Origin of the sequence: Maribacter sp. MJ134 (assembly GCF_003970695.1) — a bacterium.
Lineage (GTDB): Bacteria > Bacteroidota > Bacteroidia > Flavobacteriales > Flavobacteriaceae > Maribacter.
In genome coordinates, this window is sequence record NZ_CP034570.1 from 2,349,551 (window position 1) to 2,372,031 (window position 22,481).

General features: G+C 43.2%; 10 protein-coding genes. 8 read left to right on the forward strand and 2 right to left on the reverse strand.

All coding sequences use genetic code 11. The features are described from left to right. The first annotated feature begins 30 nt into the window (after positions 1-30). From EJ994_RS10265 to EJ994_RS10295, 7 genes are all read left to right on the forward strand, one after another. Complete coding sequence (locus EJ994_RS10265) at positions 31-3,549, forward strand: glycosyl hydrolase (protein ID WP_206507123.1); 3,519 nt, start codon at positions 31-33, stop codon at positions 3,547-3,549. Continuing rightward, entirely contained in the window at positions 3,546-5,261 is a 1,716-nt protein-coding gene (locus EJ994_RS10270; RefSeq protein WP_126592341.1) for an alpha-L-rhamnosidase N-terminal domain-containing protein, read from the forward strand. The genes EJ994_RS10265 and EJ994_RS10270 overlap by 4 nt, the downstream gene beginning before the upstream one ends. Beyond that, positions 5,258-5,569, forward strand: coding sequence for a glycosyl hydrolase (locus tag EJ994_RS10275; RefSeq protein WP_126592342.1), 312 nt, complete (start codon positions 5,258-5,260; stop codon positions 5,567-5,569). The genes EJ994_RS10270 and EJ994_RS10275 overlap by 4 nt, the downstream gene beginning before the upstream one ends. A gap of 1,004 nt (positions 5,570-6,573) precedes the next feature. Then, positions 6,574-12,702: a tail fiber domain-containing protein gene (locus tag EJ994_RS10280; protein WP_126592343.1), complete on the forward strand. Its 6,129-nt coding sequence runs from the start codon at positions 6,574-6,576 to the stop codon at positions 12,700-12,702. A gap of 114 nt (positions 12,703-12,816) precedes the next feature. Next, positions 12,817-14,715, forward strand: a complete 1,899-nt coding sequence (locus tag EJ994_RS10285) for a gliding motility-associated C-terminal domain-containing protein (RefSeq protein ID WP_126592344.1) — start codon at positions 12,817-12,819, stop codon at positions 14,713-14,715. A gap of 37 nt (positions 14,716-14,752) precedes the next feature. Beyond that, positions 14,753-15,193, forward strand: a complete 441-nt coding sequence (locus EJ994_RS10290) for a glycosylhydrolase-like jelly roll fold domain-containing protein (protein ID WP_410504177.1) — start codon at positions 14,753-14,755, stop codon at positions 15,191-15,193. A gap of 106 nt (positions 15,194-15,299) precedes the next feature. Further along, positions 15,300-16,688, forward strand: a complete 1,389-nt coding sequence (locus tag EJ994_RS10295; RefSeq protein ID WP_126592346.1) for a sulfatase — start codon at positions 15,300-15,302, stop codon at positions 16,686-16,688. 155 nt (positions 16,689-16,843) lie between these two features. On the opposite strand, the gene EJ994_RS10300 is transcribed toward EJ994_RS10295, so the two are convergent. Then, positions 16,844-17,761 (reverse strand): sugar phosphate isomerase/epimerase family protein, encoded by a 918-nt coding sequence (locus tag EJ994_RS10300; RefSeq protein WP_126592347.1) that lies wholly within the window; start codon positions 17,759-17,761, stop codon positions 16,844-16,846. Between the two features lie 11 nt (positions 17,762-17,772). Further along, positions 17,773-18,786: a 3-dehydro-L-gulonate 2-dehydrogenase gene (yiaK, locus tag EJ994_RS10305; protein WP_206507125.1), complete on the reverse strand. Its 1,014-nt coding sequence runs from the start codon at positions 18,784-18,786 to the stop codon at positions 17,773-17,775. 338 nt (positions 18,787-19,124) lie between these two features. Between yiaK and EJ994_RS10310 the strand changes: the two genes are divergently transcribed. Further along, a complete protein-coding gene (locus EJ994_RS10310) occupies positions 19,125-22,475 on the forward strand; it encodes a glycosyl hydrolase (protein ID WP_126592348.1) in 3,351 nt (1,116 codons plus the stop codon). The last annotated feature ends 6 nt before the right edge of the window (positions 22,476-22,481 follow it).

Sequence of the window (22,481 nt, forward strand, 5' to 3'; positions counted from 1 at the left end):
TAAGACCCAACCTAAGGTACGAAGTAACTAATGAAAATAGTTAAAAACACATACAAACCCTTTATAAGTATTATTATGCTGCTCTTGATGAGCAGCACAATCTTGTGGAGTCAAGAGGTGAAAAGGGTAGTGTCTACGGAATTAGAAGTGGGCTTCAAAAATCCACCAAATGAAGCCAAAGCCCGTACATGGTGGCATTGGTTGAGCGGTCATGTTTCCATGAAAGGAATTACGGCCGATTTGGAGGCCATGAAACAGGTAGGTATTCAAGAGGCACAACTGTTCAATGTGCATTTGGATATTCCCCATGGTCCAGTAACCTATTTAAGTGAAGAATGGCTGGAACTATTTCATTTTGCAGCGAAGGAGGCAAAGCGATTGGACTTGGAACTAGGATTTCATAACGGACCCGGATGGTCTTCCAGCGGAGGGCCTTGGGTAACGCCAGAACAGGCCATGCAGACCGTGGTATTCAGTGAAATTGAAGTTGAAGGTAGACAAAGCTTTAATAACCAATTGCCTCAGCCGCAAACCAAATTGGGGTACTATCAAGATATTGCCGTGCTGGCTTTTCCAAAACCTAAAAAAGACATCAAAATAGACGGATTGGATTACAAAAACCTATCCGAGCGTATTCGGAATCACCTATTGCCCGATGCCAAACCTATTGATGAGGCGGCCATTGTAAAAAAAGAAGCAATCATTGAGCTTACTTCAAGATTTTCTGAAGACGGAATTCTGGAGTGGAAAGTACCCAAGGGCGATTGGATAATTTTGAGGTTAGGGCACACACCCACCGGGATGAAAAACCGCCCTGCACCGGAAGACGGTAGCGGTTTGGAAGTGGACAAAATGAGTAAAAAGGCCTTGGACGCTTACTGGGCAGCGGGTATTCAACCCATCATCAACAAATTGGGCGATTTGATAGGTACTACGGTAAATAATTGCATTATTGATAGTTACGAGGTGGAAACCACGAACTGGACCCTTGGTTTTGATAACGAATTTAAAAATCTAAGGGGCTATGACCTCAGCTCGTATTTACCCACCTTGGCCGGATATTACGTAGATAGCGGTGAAGTTACGGAACGCTTTTTATGGGATTTCAGAAGAACCATTGGCGACCTCATTGCTAAAAATTACTATGAGCATTTTGGAGAATTATGCCGTAAAAACGGAATGAAATTTTCCGTGGAGCCCTATTGGGGTCCTTTTGACAATATGCAGGTGGGCGCCACCGGAGATATTGTAATGTGTGAGTTTTGGAGCGGTGGTTATCCGTTTTTTGACTCCCCAAAATTTGTGTCCTCCATTGCGCATTTAAATGGTAGTCCCATCGTGGGGGCAGAATCTTTTACGGGTATTGGCGGGTGGAACGTACATCCCGCCATGCTAAAATCCATTGGTGATAGGGCCTGGGCAGAGGGCATTACACGATTTATCTTTCATAGTTATGTGCATCAACCTTTTGAGGTGGCACCGGGTTTCGCCCTGAGCTATCACGGTACCGAATTCAATCGCCTAAATACGTGGTGGAAACAGAGCAGTGCTTTTATGGACTACATTGCTCGTTCGCAATTCTTATTGCAGCATGGCAAAAGCGTTGCCGATGTCTTGGTGTTCACAGGCGAATCTTCACCAAATACAGCTTTCTTAAAACCTGAAATCAAAGCGCTGGGCTATGACTATGATTTATTGGGCTCCAATAAAATAAAGGAGCTTTATGTTAAAGATGGAAAAATCTACACCGCCCATAGTGGTCCGTATGAAGTTTTGGCACTGACCGATAGCCAATGGATGAAAGCGGAGACCCTGCGCAAAATAAATGGCTTGGTGGCAGATGGGGCAACTGTCATTGGCACCAAGCCCAAGAAATCCCCAAGTCTGGAAGACTACACAAATGGAGATACTGAAATTGACCAGCTCGCCAATGCCCTTTGGGAGCGTGGAGCCGTAAAAGCGACCTCCATTAAAGCCTATTTGGAACAAACGAAAACACCGCCCGATGTAAAACTGGAAGGTGATGATGTATCGGACATCAGTTTTATTCATAGAACATCAGAACAAGCGGATATGTATTTCATTGCCAACGCACGAAAGGAAGGACGAGAATTTATTGGGCGTTTCAGGGTTGCAGGCAAACAGCCCGAACTTTGGAATACGGAAACAGGGGTTATTAAAGAGGTACCGGTCTTTCAACAACATGAAGATGGCACCACCAGCGTACCCTTAAGATTAGGAATGGAAGAGGCTGTTTTTGTGGTGTTCCGAAAGCCAATTACAAACGGACATTTTTTGGAAACCAAGGCAAACTTGGAAAAACCCAGTTTAGTCCCACTCTCCAATCTAAGCATTACCAAAGCGGAATACGGAACATTTTTACAAGAGGGCTTGGTAGATATCACCGATAGGGTATCCAAAGCCATAAAAAATGGAACATTGGACTTTCAGATGTCCAGGGGGTTTTGTGATTGTGACCCTGCCATGGGCTATAAGAAAAAACTTCGGATGGAATATAGGATTGGTGAGGATACTCATATTTTGAATGCAGAGGAACGCGAACACATCCATCTAGATGCCGGAGATAAAGAGTTAAAAATCTTGAAAGCGGTATTTGGCAAATTCAAAGCCGAAACCAAAGGGGTACCCGGAAAGTATAAAATCCATGATATCACCTCAGAGATTAAAGCGATGGTCGCCTCAGGGAATATTGATATTCCTATACGGGACGAATTAATAGGGAACAGGCCCCTTGACGGAAACAATACAGCCTTACGAATTACCTTTTCCAAAGATGGGGAAGAACAAACCCGTACCATCCCAAAAGGCGGCATGCTTAAATTATCAAAAGATGTTCCCACAACAGAATTCATGGTTAAGGATAAAAAAGTGTACTGGGCCACACCCTATCCCGGCACCTTGGCCTATACTACCGTAGATGGAAAACAGAAATCGGTCGTAGTAAAATCCGTTCCCGCTCCTATGGATTTATCAACGGATTGGGATGTTAGCTTTCCTATTTCCAAGCGTGCGGAAAAAAAGACCACCTTTTCAAAATTGCAATCCTGGACCACATCTGCCGATACATCCATTCGGTATTTTTCAGGAACCGCTTCCTATAAAAAACAGTTTCAACTTCCTAAAAAGATGCTGGGTTCGGATACCCGTCTATGGTTAGATTTGGGGAGTGTAGGCGTCATTGCAGAGGTAATCGTAAATGGTAAAAATGCAGGTATCCTGTGGAAAGCACCTTTCAGGTTGCCTATTGACAAGTATGTTATCCTAGGCAAGAATACTTTAGAAATAAAGGTTACGAATGTGTGGCCCAATAGGTTGATCGGTGATGAACAACTACCGTTGGATTATGAACGGAATGGTAAAAAACTAAAATCCTTACCGGAATGGTTGACCAATAACACCAAAAGGCCCACGGATCGGACTACATTTTCCTCCTGGAGCCATTGGGAAAAGGACGATACCTTATTGAATTTCGGACTTTTGGGTCCAGTGACCCTGATTCCCATCAAACTAAAAACGCTGCAGCAATGATACCAACCCTAAGAAATACACCCATTAAAATGAAAATGGCAAAATTTGTTATGGCCGCAATGGCATTATTCTTAAGTAGTTGCTCAACGCCCTCTGAATTGGCGGTGACCGACCTAGAATGCGAGTACAAAAACAACCCCTTGGGCATTGACAACACACAACCTAGATTGAGTTGGAAATTGGTAGCACCCAATTTTGAAAGAGAGCAAAAACAAACGGCCTATCAAGTATTGGTCGCCAGCAATATAGAGGCTTTGGATAAGAATGCGAGGGATATCTGGGATTCTGGAAAAGTGTCAAGCAATCAATCGGTCAATGTGGTGTATAATGGCGGGTCATTGCAGTCTACCAAAACCTATTACTGGAAGGTAAAGGTTTGGGATGCAGTCGGTAATCCAACAGCTTGGAGTCCATCGGCCAAATTCTCCATGGGCTTATTACAGCCCGAGGATTGGCAGGGCGAATGGATCTACAAAGAAGGTCAAAATAAAAAAGACCACAACTGGTACAGAAAGAATTTTACCTTGGATACGAATCCAGAATCAGCATATATCTACGTGGCCTCTTTTGGGTATCATGAGGTCTATGTGAACGGCAAAAAAGTGAGCGATGCGGTGATGAACCCTGTGTTGTCCTATAAGAAAAAAAGACTCCCGTACCTTACCTACGATATTAAGGAACACCTAACAAAAGGCGACAATGTCATTAGTATTTGGCATGCCGCAGGTTGGGCAAGATGGGGCAGGATGAAAGAATATTATGATTCTCCTTTCGTATTTAAGGCCCAGGCCCAAATTGAGACTGATACCACGAATTTAACTTTGGTGACCGACGATACCTGGAAATGCAAGAAAAGCTATAGTTCATACATCGGTTCTTGGGATATTTTGGATTTTGGCGGTGAAATCATTGATGAACGTTTACGTGAAGATGACTGGAACACCGTAGGTTACGATGATGATGATTGGGCCAATGCCGTGGTATTTGATAATGACAACGCTAAAGAAATTGGCTTTACCGATATCAATTTAGGCCCAAAAGGAGCTATTCGCGCTCCCAGTACGGATGCCAATCCGCCCACTACCAAAATCACGGCAACCCTGAGCGCTCAAATGGTAGAGCCACAGGTGAGGTTCAAAGAAATAAAACCCATTGGCGTTGCGAAGAAGGAAGATGGCAAGTATATCATTGACATGGGCGAAAATTACACCGGCCATTTTGAAATGAATTTGTTCAATGGAAAAGAGGGTGATACCATCACCTTTGAGGTTGCCGACCATAAAGAAGTAACGTCCCCTTGGGAGCAACGCAGCCACGACGTTTTTGACAAAACCGGTGGCAGGGCCATTCATTTGGCAGATGCCAATGAAGCTGAGCTATCCAAGGCCTTGGCCATGGGCCTCACGCCCGATGTGGCCTTTTCTCCCAATCCAACACTTGGTTCGGATTTTGGAAAATTCAATTATATCCACAAAATAAAGGAAGGTAGGCATATTTACTTTTTCTCCAATTCCAGTGATGAAGACATAGAGACTCAGGTAAGGTTAAAAGGCGATTTTACGTTATTTGAAGCAAACCCACATACCGGCACTATTTCACCCCTGACCAACACAACAAAAGAGACCCTACAAAAAGAAGTAATTACCAAGGCCAAATTGACCCTACCTGCGGTGAGTGCCGTTTTTTGGAGATCAAATGAAATACCCAAATGAACACAAGACCTAACACCATAGTCGTTTTGCTGCTCGTTCAGGCGCTTTTGCTCTCCGGGAACAGTTTTCTGTTGGATCGGTATAATGAACCATCTCCGCAGTCCGATGTAATCGAAGGCTTCAAAAATCCGCCCAGTGAAACCAAAGCGCGAAGCTGGTGGCATTGGTTGAGCGGAAATGTTTCCAAAGAAGGCATTACGGCTGATTTGGAAGCGATGAAGAAAGTGGGGATTCAAGAGGAATCATTATTTAATGTTCAATTGGATTTTCTACAGGGGCCGGTTAGTTACCTTAGTGAAGAGTGTTAGACTAATTTCGTTTTCCGACCTAAGAATCCGAACGGCTTAGCTTAGAACAGGCATTCAACAACGGTTCGGGTTGGTTGTCTGCTCGAGCACATTGTCTTACCGAAACGCATAGCATGCAAACAGCGTTTTTAGTGAACTTGAAGTCAAACTTTCAGAAAAATTACCAAGACTAGAAATCAAATTTGACTACTATAAATACATTACTCTTTTGGCTACATGACCTGGTATTCATCTTTTAGATGTTGGTTTAAATAAGTTGAATCAAGGCATTGTACAAATAAATGATAGGGCATTGTAACAGACTATTAATAATATGTTTTAACAGCATTTAGGAATTGGGCCTATTATTATACCAATCATTCATATTCAGGACTATCCGTACCGGGTATTTTAACAACGGAACATTTTACTGAGCAATAATTATCTACAGCAAGTTAGAAGATGAATTTTACTTAATTGTTTGCTATTTCTCAGCATTGAACTCTCCTTTAAAATTTAAACCTATCGTTCTGAACAAAGCGTTAAGAAGTGCTCCTTTACAAGAATATCTAAGGTAGTTTTCTTTTGAATAAAAAGTTTGAGTCCGGTTTGGCCTGCAATTACGGTACCGCCTCAAGTGCTATGGTATAAGATGGAGAGGTTACCCAGTTGGGGGTGGGGCGTTACTCTCAGCAATTAGTCTTTTTTGGTTAAGACTGAATTATGATTTTATTAAAAAGTCCTCCAACCTAAAGTTTCCGAGATTCTTCTAGAATATTTTAATACATAAAAAATATGTTTCTTTTTTGATAATAATTCATAATCGGTTTTGTGCATACCCCTGATCAAGGTATAATTATTGATCGAAGAAAATCAAAGAGTTTTAAGGTTACTCAAAAGTCATAACCTCATTTTTTTCTTCCTAGACCTCCTAAAATTGCAGTTTCACAACAAATATTTTCCTTAGAGGAACATAGCTTTAGTTTTGCGGCGTACAAACATGCGGTAGTGTTAAACAGTGCAAAATGAATACATCTACAATGAAAATTAAAGAAAAAAATAATAGGTTCAATAAGAAAATGACAACGTCTTTAATTAGATATAGGGTAATTGATAAAAGAATTTTAGTGCTATTTTTATTCCTATCCGGAATCACATTCGCACAGACTAGGGTTGCAATCGGTGACCAATGTAACTGTGAGGTAATACAAGGCACGGTCGTAGATGCGCCAGGTGCTACAAGTCCAAGCGGGTCGGATCTTGGCGATTTGTATGTAAATACCAATACGGGAACCATCTATTTTTGGGATGGCACTTCTTGGGAATTGACTTCTACCGATTCCAACACGACCAACGTAGGCCTGAGCGATGACGGCACCAACCTGATATTAACGGACAGTGACGGCAACACCGTGACCATGCCCTTGGCGGACATCGCCGCGGCGACGGATACCAACACGACCAATGCGACCTTTGAGGTGGTAGGCTCCGATTTGGTGATCACCGACAGTGACGGTGGTACGGTAAGCGTACCCGTAACGGATATCGCCGCCCTCGCAGATACGAACACGACCAACGTAGGCCTGAGCGATGACGGCACAAACCTGATATTAACGGACAGTGACGGCAACACCGTGACCATGCCCTTGGCGGACATCGCCGCGGCGACGGATACCAACACGACCAACGCGACCTTTGAGGTGGTAGGCTCCGATTTGGTGATCACCGACAGTGACGGTGGTACGGTAAGCGTACCCGTAACGGATATCGCCGCCCTCGCAGATACGAACACGACCAACGTAGGCCTGAGCGATGACGGCACAAACCTGATATTAACGGACAGTGACGGCAACACCGTGACCATGCCCTTGGCGGACATCGCCGCGGCGACGGATACCAACACGACCAACGCGACCTTTGAGGTGGTAGGCTCCGATTTGGTGATCACCGACAGTGACGGTGGTACGGTAAGCGTACCCGTAACGGATATCGCCGCCCTCGCAGATACGAACACGACCAACGTAGGCCTGAGCGATGACGGCACAAACCTGATATTAACGGACAGTGACGGCAACACCGTGACCATGCCCTTGGCGGACATCGCCGCGGCGACGGATACCAACACGACCAACGCGACCTTTGAGGTGGTAGGCTCCGATTTGGTGATCACCGACAGTGACGGTGGTACGGTAAGCGTACCCGTAACGGATATCGCCGCCCTCGCAGATACGAACACGACCAACGTAGGCCTGAGCGATGACGGCACAAACCTGATATTAACGGACAGTGACGGCAACACCGTGACCATGCCCTTGGCGGACATCGCCGCGGCGACGGATACCAACACGACCAACGCGACCTTTGAGGTGGTAGGCTCCGATTTGGTGATCACCGACAGTGACGGTGGTACGGTAAGCGTACCCGTAACGGATATCGCCGCCCTCGCAGATACGAACACGACCAACGTAGGCCTGAGCGATGACGGCACAAACCTGATATTAACGGACAGTGACGGCAACACCGTGACCATGCCCTTGGCGGACATCGCCGCGGCGACGGATACCAACACGACCAACGCGACCTTTGAGGTGGTAGGCTCCGATTTGGTGATCACCGACAGTGACGGTGGTACGGTAAGCGTACCCGTAACGGATATCGCCGCCCTCGCAGATACGAACACGACCAACGTAGGCCTGAGCGATGACGGCACAAACCTGATATTAACGGACAGTGACGGCAACACCGTGACCATGCCCTTGGCGGACATCGCCGCGGCGACGGATACCAACACGACCAATGCGACCTTTGAGGTGGTAGGCTCCGATTTGGTGATCACCGACAGTGATGGTGGTACGGTAAGCGTGCCCGTAGCGGATATCGCTGCGGCAACGAATACTGATGACCAAACCCTGACTTTGACCGGAACGGATTTGAGCATAGAGGATGGCAACACGGTTAACCTAAATGCAATTGCGGATGGTGATGCTTGGGGAGTTGATGGAGAAGACCAAGCAAGTGCTATAGGTAGAACAGGTAACGTAGGTATAGGTACAACCGCACCCACCCAACGCCTAACGATAGATGGTAATATTACAACCGTACAAGATGGGCAAAGAATTCTTTTTCCGCACAGTAATGCTGTAGATGGTAACGATGGCACTATTGGTTCTGGTGCCTTTGAAGAAGGTTTAAACATTGTGGGTACACAAACCGTAGCAGGCAATGGTAGAAGAATTACCACATTTGGCGATGTAGTAAACCAAAATAGTGTGGGTATCGGTAATGTAGTGCCTACAAGCGCTTTAGATGTAAATGGTACAACTAGATTAAGAAATATACCCGCAGGTGAAGCTGCAGATGGTATTTTAACAACAGATGCAAATGGTAATATTAGGCAACGTACATTAGCAGAGGTTGCGGGTGCTGGTTCAGATGGCGATGCTTGGGGTGTTACTGGAGAAGACCAAGCAAGTGTTATTGGCCGTACAGGAGATGTAGGTATTGGTATTGCTGTACCTACACAAAAACTACAAGTAGACGGTAACCAGACCTTTACATCTGATGGTAACTTCCTAAGATTTCCCAACACTAATCAAACTGATGGTAATGACGGTATTATAAGTGCTGGTCTGTTTGAAGAAGGACTTAACATAGTGGGGGTTCAAACCGTAGCAGGCAATGGTAGAAGAATTACCACATTTGGAGATGTAGTACACCAAAATAGTGTAGGTATTGGTAATGTAGTGCCAACAAGTGTTCTAGATGTTAATGGAGATGCTAGAGTAAGAAACATACCAGCAGGTGCAGCTGCAGATGGTATTTTAACAACAGATGCAAATGGTAATATTAGGCAACGTACATTAGCAGAGGTTGCGGGTGCTGGTTCAGATGGCGATGCCTGGGGTGTTACCGGAGAAGATATAGCAAGCAACATAGGTCGCACAGGTAATGTAGGTGTTGGTACAGCTACTCCAAGAGCCGGTTTAGAACTTTCTAAAGCACCAGCTATAGGAGCAACCGTAAGACCGCTTACAGAGGCTGTAGATGTTGCAAACTCTGGTAACTACAACTATGTTTTATCTAATTCAGATAATGCTACAGTAGGTGCGGTTTCAGGGTTTTCATCAGAATTTGGTGGCTTTAATACATATTTACAAGCTAGAGGTTTTGCTGCAAACGGGCCTGCCTATAATTTACTGTTCAACCCAGTAGGGGGTAACGTAGGTATAGGTACAACCGCACCCACCCAACGCCTAACGATAGATGGTAATATTACAACCGTACAAGATGGGCAAAGAATTCTTTTTCCGCACAGTAATGCTGTAGATGGTAACGATGGCACTATTGGTTCTGGTGCCTTTGAAGAAGGTTTAAACATTGTGGGTACACAAACCGTAGCAGGCAATGGTAGAAGAATTACCACATTTGGCGATGTAGTAAACCAAAATAGTGTGGGTATCGGTAATGTAGTGCCTACAAGCGCTTTAGATGTAAATGGTACAACTAGATTAAGAAATATACCCGCAGGTGAAGCTGCAGATGGTATTTTAACAACAGATGCAAATGGTAATATTAGGCAACGTACATTAGCAGAGGTTGCGGGTGCTGGTTCAGATGGCGATGCTTGGGGTGTTACTGGAGAAGACCAAGCAAGTGTTATTGGCCGTACAGGAGATGTAGGTATTGGTATTGCTGTACCTACACAAAAACTACAAGTAGACGGTAACCAGACCTTTACATCTGATGGTAACTTCCTAAGATTTCCCAACACTAATCAAACTGATGGTAATGACGGTATTATAAGTGCTGGTCTGTTTGAAGAAGGACTTAACATAGTGGGGGTTCAAACCGTAGCAGGCAATGGTAGAAGAATTACCACATTTGGAGATGTAGTACACCAAAATAGTGTAGGTATTGGTAATGTAGTGCCAACAAGTGTTCTAGATGTTAATGGAGATGCTAGAGTAAGAAACATACCAGCAGGTGCAGCTGCAGACGTTGTTGTTACAGCAGATGCTAATGGTAATATACGCCAGCGTACTGCGGCAGAAATTGTAGCTGCTAGTGGCGTTAGTGGTGCAGATGGAGACGCTTGGGGCGTTACCGGTGAAGATATAGCAAGCAACATAGGTAGAACAGGTAATGTGGGTATAGGCACAACAACACCAAGAGCTGGTTTAGAACTTTCTAAAACACCAACAATAGGAGCAACAGTAAGACCACTATCTGAAGCTGTAAATGTTGCTAATTCAAGTAATTATAACTTAGTGCTCTCTAACTCAGACAATGCTACAATAGGTGCCGTTTCAGGGTTCTCGACTGAGGCTGGTGGGTTTAATACCTATCTACAAGCTAGAGGTTTCGCTGCAAACGCGCCTGCTTATAATCTACTATTTAACCCATTAGGTGGTAACGTAGGTGTAAATAATGCAAACCCTGTCTCACCATTTACTGTGGGAATTACAAGCAATGGCTCTAGGTTTGCGGGAGATGTGCGTGTAGGTAATGCGAATGGTGACACACGTGCAGCGCTCGTAGTTGGAGAGGATTCGGCTAATAATGGTTTTATTGTGATGAACTCTAGTAATTCATCTGCTTTTGGTCAAGAAATTCAAATGATAAGTGGCGTAGATAATGCCAACTCTGATTTTATGCGCATGAGGTCTACTAATTTGGATGTTTCCATACAAGGTGCTTTAAGAAGTGGAGTTGGTGATGATTCAGAATTTAATCTTGTGGCAAGAAATAATATAGTGACCTTATCAGGGGACAGCAATGGTGGTGGTTCAGCAATAAACTTTGTAGGTAACGATATAGGAATCGATAATACAAACCCTACTGCCTCTGTAGATATAAATGGTAATGCAAGAGTGAGAAACATACCAGCAGGTGTAGCTACAGATGGTATTTTAACAACAGATGTAAATGGTAATATTAGGCAACGTACACTAGCAGAGGTTGCGGGTGCTGGTTCAGATGGCGATGCTTGGGGCGTAACGGGCGAAGATCAAGTGGCGAACATCTCTCGATCGGGGAATGTGACCATCAGCAATACCAACCGCGAAGCCCTTACCATACAAACCCCTGATAACTCCGCCTCTAACGGTATAGCCTTTCAGAACTCAGGCGGTTCGTACACTTGGAATATGTTCAGGGAGACAGCAGTTGGCAACGATGCGAACTTAGTCTTTTCCGGGGGGCAGATAGGTGCCAATCCCTCAGATTTAACGGAACGTATGCGTATTAATGCCAACGGAAACGTGGGCATTGGAACTTCGGCCCCTGCAGCCAATCTTCAGGTAGGTTCAGGTACCCCATTGGGTATTTTACAATCACCTGATTTATTGGTTATCGATGACGACCCTGCTGCTGGTTCAACAGCATTGATGCGGGTTGAAAAAGGATTAAGCAATGCATCCATTTTGGCTACTGAAACCTCATCACGTATTGCAACGGTTTCATTTGGTAGTGCCGAAAATCCTTCGACGGAACTTTTTTCAAGCCAAGCACAAGGGGCAGGATTGAGAATTAATGGGGGAAACCAATTTAGGGAGTTTTCGATTTCAATCAATGAAAATGATTCAAGAATTGAAAGTAATTTTGGTTCAGGTAGTACTTCGGATTTTGGATCTATCAACTTCCTCAATCAGCAAATAGGGTTCAATACCAATACCCCCACTAGAACCTTAGACGTTAACGGACAGACCAGAATACGTGGCTTGGGAGCAGGATCTGTACAATCAGATGCCAACGGTAACTTATCCGTATCCTCCGATATTCGTTTAAAAAATGTAGTCGGTAATTTCAAAAAAGGGTTGAACGCCCTCAGAGGTATCAATCCGATTGCTTACCAATGGAATGAAAAATCCGGCTTGGAGCAAAAAGGTACTTATATTGGTTTCAGTGCGCAAAATGTACAAGCAAACATCCCCGAGGCCATAAGCAAAGACGAAAAAGGTTATTTGACATTGGACAACCGACCCATATTGGCGACGATGGTCAATGCTTTAAAAGAATTGACTGGCCAAATTGACACGCTCAAACAAGATAATAATGATTTGAATGAGGAAAATAAAAACCTTAAAGAAGAAAACGAGGCTATCATGGCTCGTTTAGATGCCATAGAGGCCATGCTTAGAAAGGCCGATAAATAAAGAATGGTAAACTCCAAGGTATGGTTCAAGTGTTACTGGATTCACTTTTTTTAGCATTCTCCACTTGTTCCATTAAGGATTGAATAAAAATTTAAATAAACAAAAACCCAAATATTGAAATTCAACTACCTACATCTACTATTCTTTGTAGTCCTCTTTTGGTCTATTCCAGTAAGTTCACAATTTATCTTGGATGCACCAAATACAAGGGATGAAAGCAATTATCGTTGGTATGAGGCTTCAGATTTAAGTACGGTTTTGGGAACCGATTCTTTTTATGAGGTTACACAACCTGGGGTCTATTTTGCCACTTATGATGGTACGCTCTGCGGTTCCAATGCTACAGGATATTTCATCGTGACAGATTGTAATGACCCAGAAAACCAGGTTATTCTGGACATCACCGAAAACATAAACGAGGTAACTACAATAAATTGGAACGATCCCTCACTTTCAGGGAGCGAGCCAACGGTGACCGCAACGCAAACGGTTGAACGCTATGTAGCTACTATCACCAGAGCAGATAATCCAACTGTACTACCGTCGTTTACGGTGGTATGTATTGCTTCCTTGAATTCTAATATAGATTCGGATAATGATGGTATTGTTAATCTATTTGAAGATTTAGACTTGGATGGGGATAATGACCCAGCTACGAACCCCACCGATAAAGACAACGATGGCATACCCGATTACTTAGATATTGATAGTGACAATGATGGTATACCTGATAATGTCGAAGCTCAAAACGTAGCAGACTATGTTGCCCCTAGCGGTATTGATGCCAATAATAACGGTCTTGATGATGCTTATGAAAATAATGGTAATTTAGGTCTGGTTCCAATAGACACGGACGGTGATGGTATACCGGACTATGTAGATGATGATAGTGATAACGACACTGTTCCAGATAATATAGAAGGACACGATTTTAATCAAGACGGTGTGGCCGATGTATCGTTCAGTGGAAATGATACCGATGGAGATGGCCTAAACGATGGATTCGAAGGAAATGAAGTAAACGATAATGACGTCAATGATGATATTGACGATCCTCAATCAAGTCTACCCGATACCGATGGAGATGGTATACCCGACTTTAGAGACTTAGACGATGATGGCGATGGTATCAATACCCCAGATGAAGATATTGACAACAACGGTGATCCTACCAACGATGATAGTGATAACGATGGCAGGCCAGATTATCTAGACCCAAATGGCCCTGTCTTCACAGATCCAAATTTTGAAGACATCACCATTATATGCGGTGATCCTATTCCTCCCATAACTGATTTAGGCGATGTGGGCGGTTGTACGCCTCCTCTAGTGGAGTTTTCCGAAGAAATCCAAATGGTTGATGGAAGCGACGACTACAATATCGAGAGAATTTGGATGGTTTCTGACTCCTGTGGAAACACGGCGAACTTTACACAAACCATATTCGTTCTACAACAACAATTGGCTGAAATACAGATTGAAATTTGTATTGAGGACAGTCCTGTTGACTTATTGGATTATTTGCCTGAATCTTTTGATCCCTCCGATACATTTACTTTGTTTCAAGAAGGAACCCAACTCAATGGAAGTACTTTTGACCCTACAGTTCATGGAATAGGTGATTATACCATCTCTTATACATCCTCTGTTGATACTTGTAGGTATGAAGTAGACTTTATTGTAACGGTTGATCAGGATTGTGCTGACTGCGGAATCGTATCTCTTGAGGTGTCCAAAGCGGTGACTGCAAACAACGATGGCGTAAATGACTTGTTCGAAATCAGGAATAACGAGCTTTGCGATTATACTTTTAATGTAATGATTTTCAATAGATGGGGCAATAAGGTATTTGAATCACAAAATTATCAAAACGATTGGGGTGGTTCTTCACCTGATAATGCTGTCTTTAAATCAGACAGCTTACCTACAGGAACCTATTACTATATCGTTAGTATTAACGAACAGCCCAATTTTGAACCCTTAAACGGATTTATATATCTGAGTGTGGATTGATTTTGAACCCGAATTATCCTGTGGAACTTTCTAGTAGATTTTTTACTTCACAAATCGGTTTAAGAAGATAAAGGAATTTCAACTTTCAAAAAAGCTGCTAGGTTCGGACAGCTATTTAGTATTGGATTTAGGTAGTGTCGCCATAATGGCCGAAATCATTATCAATGGTAAAAACGCAGGGATACTTTGGAAAGCACCTTTCAGGTTGCCTATTGACAAGTATGTTACCCAAGGCACTAATACCTTAGAAATTAAGGTTACGAATTTATGGCCAAATAGGCTCATAAGTGATGAAAACCTGCCAATGGATTATGAACGGAATGGTAAAAAACTAAAAACCTTACCGGAATGGTTGACTAAGTATACCGAACGGCCCACAGAGCGGACTACATTTTCCTCTTGGAGCCATTGGAAAAAGGATGACCCTTTGTTGACTTCGGCACTATTGGCCCCGTCACCCTCATTCCGATTAAAATAAAAACACTGAATTAATGACCCTAACTTACTTAAAAAAGTATATCAAAGTTATTGTACCAAAATTCATTATTTTAAATAGAAAAGAGAATTTGTATAAATACGATAAAATGATACGAATACTACCTATACTCCTAATCCTACTATGTGTGGCATGTACCGGTAAAAAAGAGGTGAAAGCTCCAAATATCCTCATCATCAATGTAGATGATTTGGGATGGAAGGATGTGGGGTTTATGGGAAGTCAATACTATGAAACCCCCAATATAGATGAATTGGCTGGTCAAGGCATGATTTTTACCAATGGCTATGCATCCGCATCCAATTGCGCACCAAGCAGAGCCTGTTTAATGACGGGGCAATGGACACCACGTCACGGGGTTTATACGGTAACACCTTCCGCCAGAGGGAAATCTGAAGACCGAAAATTGATTCCCACCAAAAACACCCATACCCTAGCGGCCAAACACAAGATATTACCAGAGGTTTTACAGGAAAACGGATATACCACTTGCCACGCTGGCACATGGCATTTGAGCGACAACCCTTTGGAATATGGTTTTGATATAAATATTGGAGGTGCCCACAACGGACTTCCGAAAAGTTATTATCCACCTTATAAAAATGTGGCTATAGAAAAAGGGAAGACCGAATACCTCACGGATTTAATTGTTGAAAAGGCCCTCAACTTCATTGACACGGTTCAAAAACCATTTTATTTAAACTATGCTCCTTATGCGGTGCACGTACCCATTATGCCGGTGGACAGCATTGTTCCCAAATACGAAAAGAAGTCGCCCTGGCAAGGACAAGAAAATGCTGAATATGCCTCAATGGTCGATAATTTGGACAGAAACATTGGTTTAATTATCGGTAAACTAAAAGAGAGGGGGCTTTATGACAATACGCTAATTGTATTCACCTCCGATAATGGCGGCCTGTACGGCATCACCAAACAAAAACCTTTACGGGCAGGAAAGGGCAGCTATTATGAGGGTGGTATCCGAGAGCCTTTTTTCTTTGTGTTCAACAAAAAAATAAAGCCTGGGACAAAAAGTGCCGTTCCCATTACCAATCTGGATATTTTTCCGACCGTATTGAAGTATGCACAGGTTGGGTCCCAGTCCCTTCAATTAGATGGTAAAAATTTGGCAGCGGTATTAGAGGAACGGCAAACTACCATGGAGCGTCCTCTTTTTTGGCACTTCCCCGTTTATTTACAGGCTTACAATATACATGATAATGAAACCAGAGACTCTTTGTTCAGAACCCGACCAGGCTCCGTGGTTCGAAAAGGTGATTGGAAACTACATTATTATTTTGAAGATGATGGGATGGAGTTGTATAACCTATCCAAAGATATTGGGGAGAAAAATAATCTAGTCACCGCCCATCCCGAAAAGGCAAACGAATTACTGGAACTGCTTAAAAAATGGTGGGAAGAAACCAATGCCCCAATTCCAACGGAGTTAAATCCTGAATATAAAACTGAACTATAGTTTAAAGAGATTCTGGACTGCTAAAAAATATGAAGGTCTTGTAAAGAAAGGTGTAGCTAAAAATTCAAGACTGCCATTATTTCAGATAATGCGAATATCTTCCTTTTAGTGATGTAAGTTGAGATAGGTAATTCGGTTTAGACGAGACCTTTGCTTTACTGATTTTCAAACTCCCCCCTAAAATCCATCAACATATTCTTGATGATTTCTTTTGGATTACCGTCGGATAAGCTCTCAAAGGATACATAGCCTTGGAATCCCTGTTTTTTTATCATGGTCGCCATCTTTGACATATCGGTCGGTCTTTTGACTTGGTCGTGATATACATGCTCTTTGATAAACCAATACTTGGCATAGGGTGCCAGTTTTTCCGCCTCGGCATAGGGGTCATCTGTAGTGCGTAGGCCGGATATATCCAAAATAAGCCCGAACCACTCGGAGTCTACCCGCTCAAGAATAGCGATAACTTCATCTGCCGTAAACAAAAACTCATTATGGTTTTGTAGCGTGGCAAAAACGCCAACTTCTGCACCATACCGGGCACATAACTTGTATTCTTCCACCAACCATGCTTTTACTTGGTCCTTCGTGTAGCCGTCGGGAAGATTCCTGCCCGTGAAAATTCGCAAAATGGTGGAACCTATCTGTGAGGAAACGGCCAACCAATCTTTAATCATTTGTCGGTCCTTTTCTCTTGCTGCCACATCTGCGGTAACAAAATTATTTCGAACGCCGGTCCATGAAATGTTCAAACCTAGTTCCAACGCCCGTTTTTTTAAAGCAAAAATTTCCGCCTTGTCGGGTAGGTTTGGGTAGCTTGAAAAATAGTAGGAAGTTAAATCTACCGCATGAAGTCCAATATCCGCAGCAAACTCCATCATATCGAAAAAATCCATCTTCCCGCTTTTAAACTCATCATTGAACGAGTAGGCATTAACGCTGTATTGCACACGTTGCAGCGTTGAAACAGGTTTTAAACTATTACCGGTTGAGGCCCCAAACAAGGTGGGAGCCGCAGCAAGGGCGGGTACCATTGTTAATTTACGAAGGGCGTCTCTTCTACTATTTTTCACGGTCTTGGTTTTTAGTTATTTAAAAGGTTAATTACCCTGTTCCAAATTTCTTCGCTTACCTGCATCCCGTTTTTTTCATTTTCGATTTTATTGGAAAGGGATTTTTCTCCGGGATAATACGTTTTCCCATCTGGACGGGTTGGTGTAATATCCTTTGTATAGGTAATGATTTCTTCTAGCAATTGTTCCTGAATGTTAGACTGGTGAAATGTTGTAGGGTCAATACACATAAAAATTTGAGATACCCCGTACTCATGTTCTTCCAAGCCCAACTTATAGGTAGACCTCCCTCCGGATAGTAGCGTGGCAAGCATATCCAAGACTATGGACAGGGCAGAACCTTTCCAATAACCAATGGGGAGTCCGCTTTTGGTCTTTAAAATGTCCTCCGGATTTTTGGTAAGATTTCCATGTGCATCAAATCCGCCATCATAGGGCAGTTGTGCTCCGCTAAGTTGGTACTCGTTAATTTTACCAAAGGAGAATTGGGTCATGGCCATATCCAAAACAATGTGTCCTTTTTTTCTTGGAATTGCGATTACCAAGGGATTGTTTCCCAATCGTGACTCCTTCCCGCCCCAGGCCGGCATATTGGGCTCGGTGTTGGTAAACATCATACCGATGCAATTTTGTTCCGCGGCCATCCAACCATAATAACCTGCCCGCATCCAATGGTTGGTGTTCCGTAATGCCACCAATCCCATTCCGTTTTCTTTCGCCATACCAATGGCTCGTTTCGTGCATTTTATCGCGTTGAGTACACCTGAACCCAAATTGCCATCCCACCGTTCTATGCTACCAAAACCTTCCTCTTTTTCAGCCTCAGCATCTTTACGGACCAAACCGCGTAGCAGCTGTTCAATAAAGAAGGGTACTCGGTTAATGCCGTGGGAATTTACACCATGCAAGGTGTTTTCGGTATGTACATGCGCCAATAATTTGGCCTTTTCTGAAGAAAATCCGTATTTGCTAAACAGTGTTGTCAGCACTTCGTTCATTTCTTTAGCTGTAATGTTGATAGTCAATTCAATTAGTATTACGGATGAAACTAAATTATTAAAAGTTGCTAATACGAACCATGCTAGGGGCTTTGAAGATAGCTAAAATCTGTAAGTCTAAAATACTCGTCCCAATTACAGGACTTGTATCTTCATGCTATCCCTTATTTCTTAAAATGTCTCCTATACCATTTACATAAGACGCACGACTAGCTTCTAATCTAAAGTAGTAAACCTTAATTGATGTTTTAAAGAATCTTTTTAGAACAAAGAATACATCGTTATTTTCCGCTATGTCAACCATATAGTACAGGATACCCTACCCCTTTCAAAACTGTATTTTAGTCCGTGAGGGATTATAGACAATGAAAAAGCTAATTTTAGGTGTTCTCACAGTGTTGACGGTGATACTTTTTTCCTGTGAGGAGAAAGGTGAAAATACCCGGAACCTTGCCCAAGAATTTCTAAATCCACCGGCTAGCGCCAAGCCCAAGACGTGGTTCCATGCCATGAGCGGCAACATGACCAAAGAAGGACTCACCAAAGATTTGGAATCCATGGCCGAGGTTGGCTTGGGTGGGTTATTATTATTCAACGTTACCCAAGGCATTCCCAATGGACCTATAAAATACAACTCGGCCGAGCATCATGAAATGATTGACCACGCAGCCAAAGAGGCAGAACGCCTTGGTCTTTCCTTTGGCGTACATAATTGTGATGGTTGGTCTGCTAGTGGTGGCCCCTGGGTGTTACCCGAAGAATCCATGAAAATGGTGGTTTGGAGCGAAACGGTTACAGAAGGAGGAAACATCAGTCTCAACTTAAAAGAACCTACAAAAAGAGAGGGGTTTTACAAGGATATTGCTGTAATCGCCTACCCCGCCTTAGATTCAGAAATAGACGACACTACAAATACCCCGGTAATTACAGCATCTGATACATCGTTGGATACAGCCCTTATTTCTGATGGAAAAATAGATGCCGAATCTACTCTAAACGCGAAGAAAGACGAATCCCTATGGGTACAGTTTACCTACCAAAAGCCCAAAACCTTACGGTCCGCCAAAATCATTTTCAACGACCGTCATAGTACGGCTATGCTGCAAATCAGTGCGGATGGCATCAATTTTATTGATATACGAAATCTTTTTAAGGTGAGGACGGGAAAAGGAGAATGGGCCATCAACGACCATTTTGAGGGTGTTACTTCAAAATATTTTCGCTTAAAGTTTAATCGTACCACCACCTTAAAAGAAGTACAGCTGACCGCAAATTATTTTATAAACAACCCTTTGGGCAGAACGGCAATCGCCAGAACCGAGGACAAGAATTTAGCTGATATAGGTTCTCCGGATAGCACGATGCTTATAGACCCTTGGCAAATAAGAAATCTTTCGAATCAGATGGATGCCAAAGGTGTCCTAAAAACGGAACTGCCAAGTGGCAACTGGACCATAATGCGCTTTGGTTATACCTCCACGGGTGCATTTAACAATCCCGCCTCTGACGAAGGTCGTGGCTTGGAAGTGGATAAATTAAGCAGGCCGCCTTTTAAGAAACATTACGATGCCTTTATTAAAAAGGTGGTGAACAATGCTAGTCCTGTAGCGCCTAATGCTTTGCAATATATTGAGATTGACAGTTATGAAATGGGAGGCCAAAACTGGACTGATGGTTTTGCCAAAATCTTTGAGAACGAAAAAGACTATGATTTTATTGAAATGCTTCCCTTAGTAGCGGGAAGATTTATTGGCAATCCTGAAATATCAGAGGCCGTACTATCCGATTACAGAAAGGTAATTTCCGACCTCATGACCAAAAACTATTTTGAGTATTTTACGGAGCTGTGCAATGCAGACGGACTTAAAAGTTACATAGAACCTTATGGTTTTGGGCCTTTAAACGATTTGGATATTGGCGGCGTAACCGATATTCCCATGGGGGAATTCTGGATGAACCGCCCTATCACCCAAACCGAATCTGCCGTGTCTTCTGCCCATATTTATGGCAAACCTGTTATATCTGCAGAATCCTTCACCTCTAACCCTACCATCAACTGGAAAGGTCATCCCGCCATGGCAAAAACTTCTGGAGACTTAGGGTGGACCTACGGCATCAACGAATTCATGTTCCACAGATTTGCGCACCAGGCCAATCCTAATGTTGCCCCAGGAATGACCATGAACCGTTGGGGTTTTCATTTGGACAGAACCCAAACCTGGTGGGAAAATGCCGGAAAAGCATGGTTTGACTACATTGCACGTGGCTCTCATATGCTCAGGCAAGGGGTTCCAGTATCGGATGTATTGATATACGTGGGAGAAGGAGCGCCAAATTCTGCCTATTACAGAGACGATATTTCCCCGGCCATACCAAAAAGCATCAATTTTGACAACGTAAATACCGATGTACTTTTAAATAGAATCGCCATTGAAGAAAAGGAATTGGTACTTCCCGAAGGCACATCGTATAAAATACTGCTGCTCCAAAATAGCAAAACGATTTCCCTGAAAACCGCAAAACGCATACTGGCCATTGCCAAAAGCGGGGTTCCTGTTTACGGAGAACTTCCTGAAAAATTAGCAGGCTATAAAAAAACGGAGGAAGACCTGAAAGCTTTTGACCAAGTAGTGTCCGAATTAAAAACTTTGATAAAATCGGTTACCGAGTGGAAAAGGGTTTTGACAGACCAGAACATTAGCCCAGATATGCGGTTTCTCAATCAAGAAACTACCGATTACGCACACCGAAAAACCGCTACGGAAGACATCTATTTCTTTTTTAATCCAGATACCTTAGAAACGAAAACATTCCATGCCCAGTTCCGAGTAGGCCATAAAATTCCGGAACTATGGAATCCAATGGACGGGAGCATCACCAAACAAGGTCAGTTTATAACAGAAAATGGCAACACTACTACGCAGATTCGGTTAGATGCAGGAGCATCTATTTTTGTGGTGTTTCGGGAGGATGCCGATACCGTTCATAGCGCAAAAGAACACAAGGAGCATCTCAACCTCAGCTTATCCAAGGAAAATATCCTTAAAGCAACTGCGACGGAAAACGGCAGTTATTCCGTTCCATTGACCTCTGGGGGAAGTTGGGATTTTTCGGTGACCGATATCCCGGCGTCCCAAGATATTTCTACCATTTGGGAAGTAACCTTCAACCAAGAGCAAGGGTATGGCGGTACTGTACCATTTGACTCCTTGGTAGATTGGAGCGCTCACCCTAAAGATTCCATCAACTATTACAGCGGAACCGCGAGCTATAGCAAAACGATTGTGCTGAATGAAGAAGAAACAAAAAAAGGCACCAAAATACAACTGGATTTGGGCCAGGTTTATATTGTAGGGGAAGTGCTTGTTAACGGTCAACCGGTTGCCGTTTCGTGGATGCCGCCTTTTAGAGTAGACATTACAGATTACGTAAAAAGTGGCGAGAATCAAATTGAAATTCTGCTCACCAACCAATGGAGTAATAGACTGATCGGTGATGAACGCTACCCCGCAAATGATGGAGGGTACAAATTAGGACCGCATCGCGCCACCGATTTGACCATGCCGACATGGTACACCAACAATGAACCAAGGCCTAAAGGAAAAAGAACCACCTTTACTACAGCTCCTTTTTATAAAGTAAACGATGTACTGATGCCATCTGGATTATTAGGCCCGGTGCAACTGCATTTTTCTAAAACTATAACCCGTAAATAATGACTC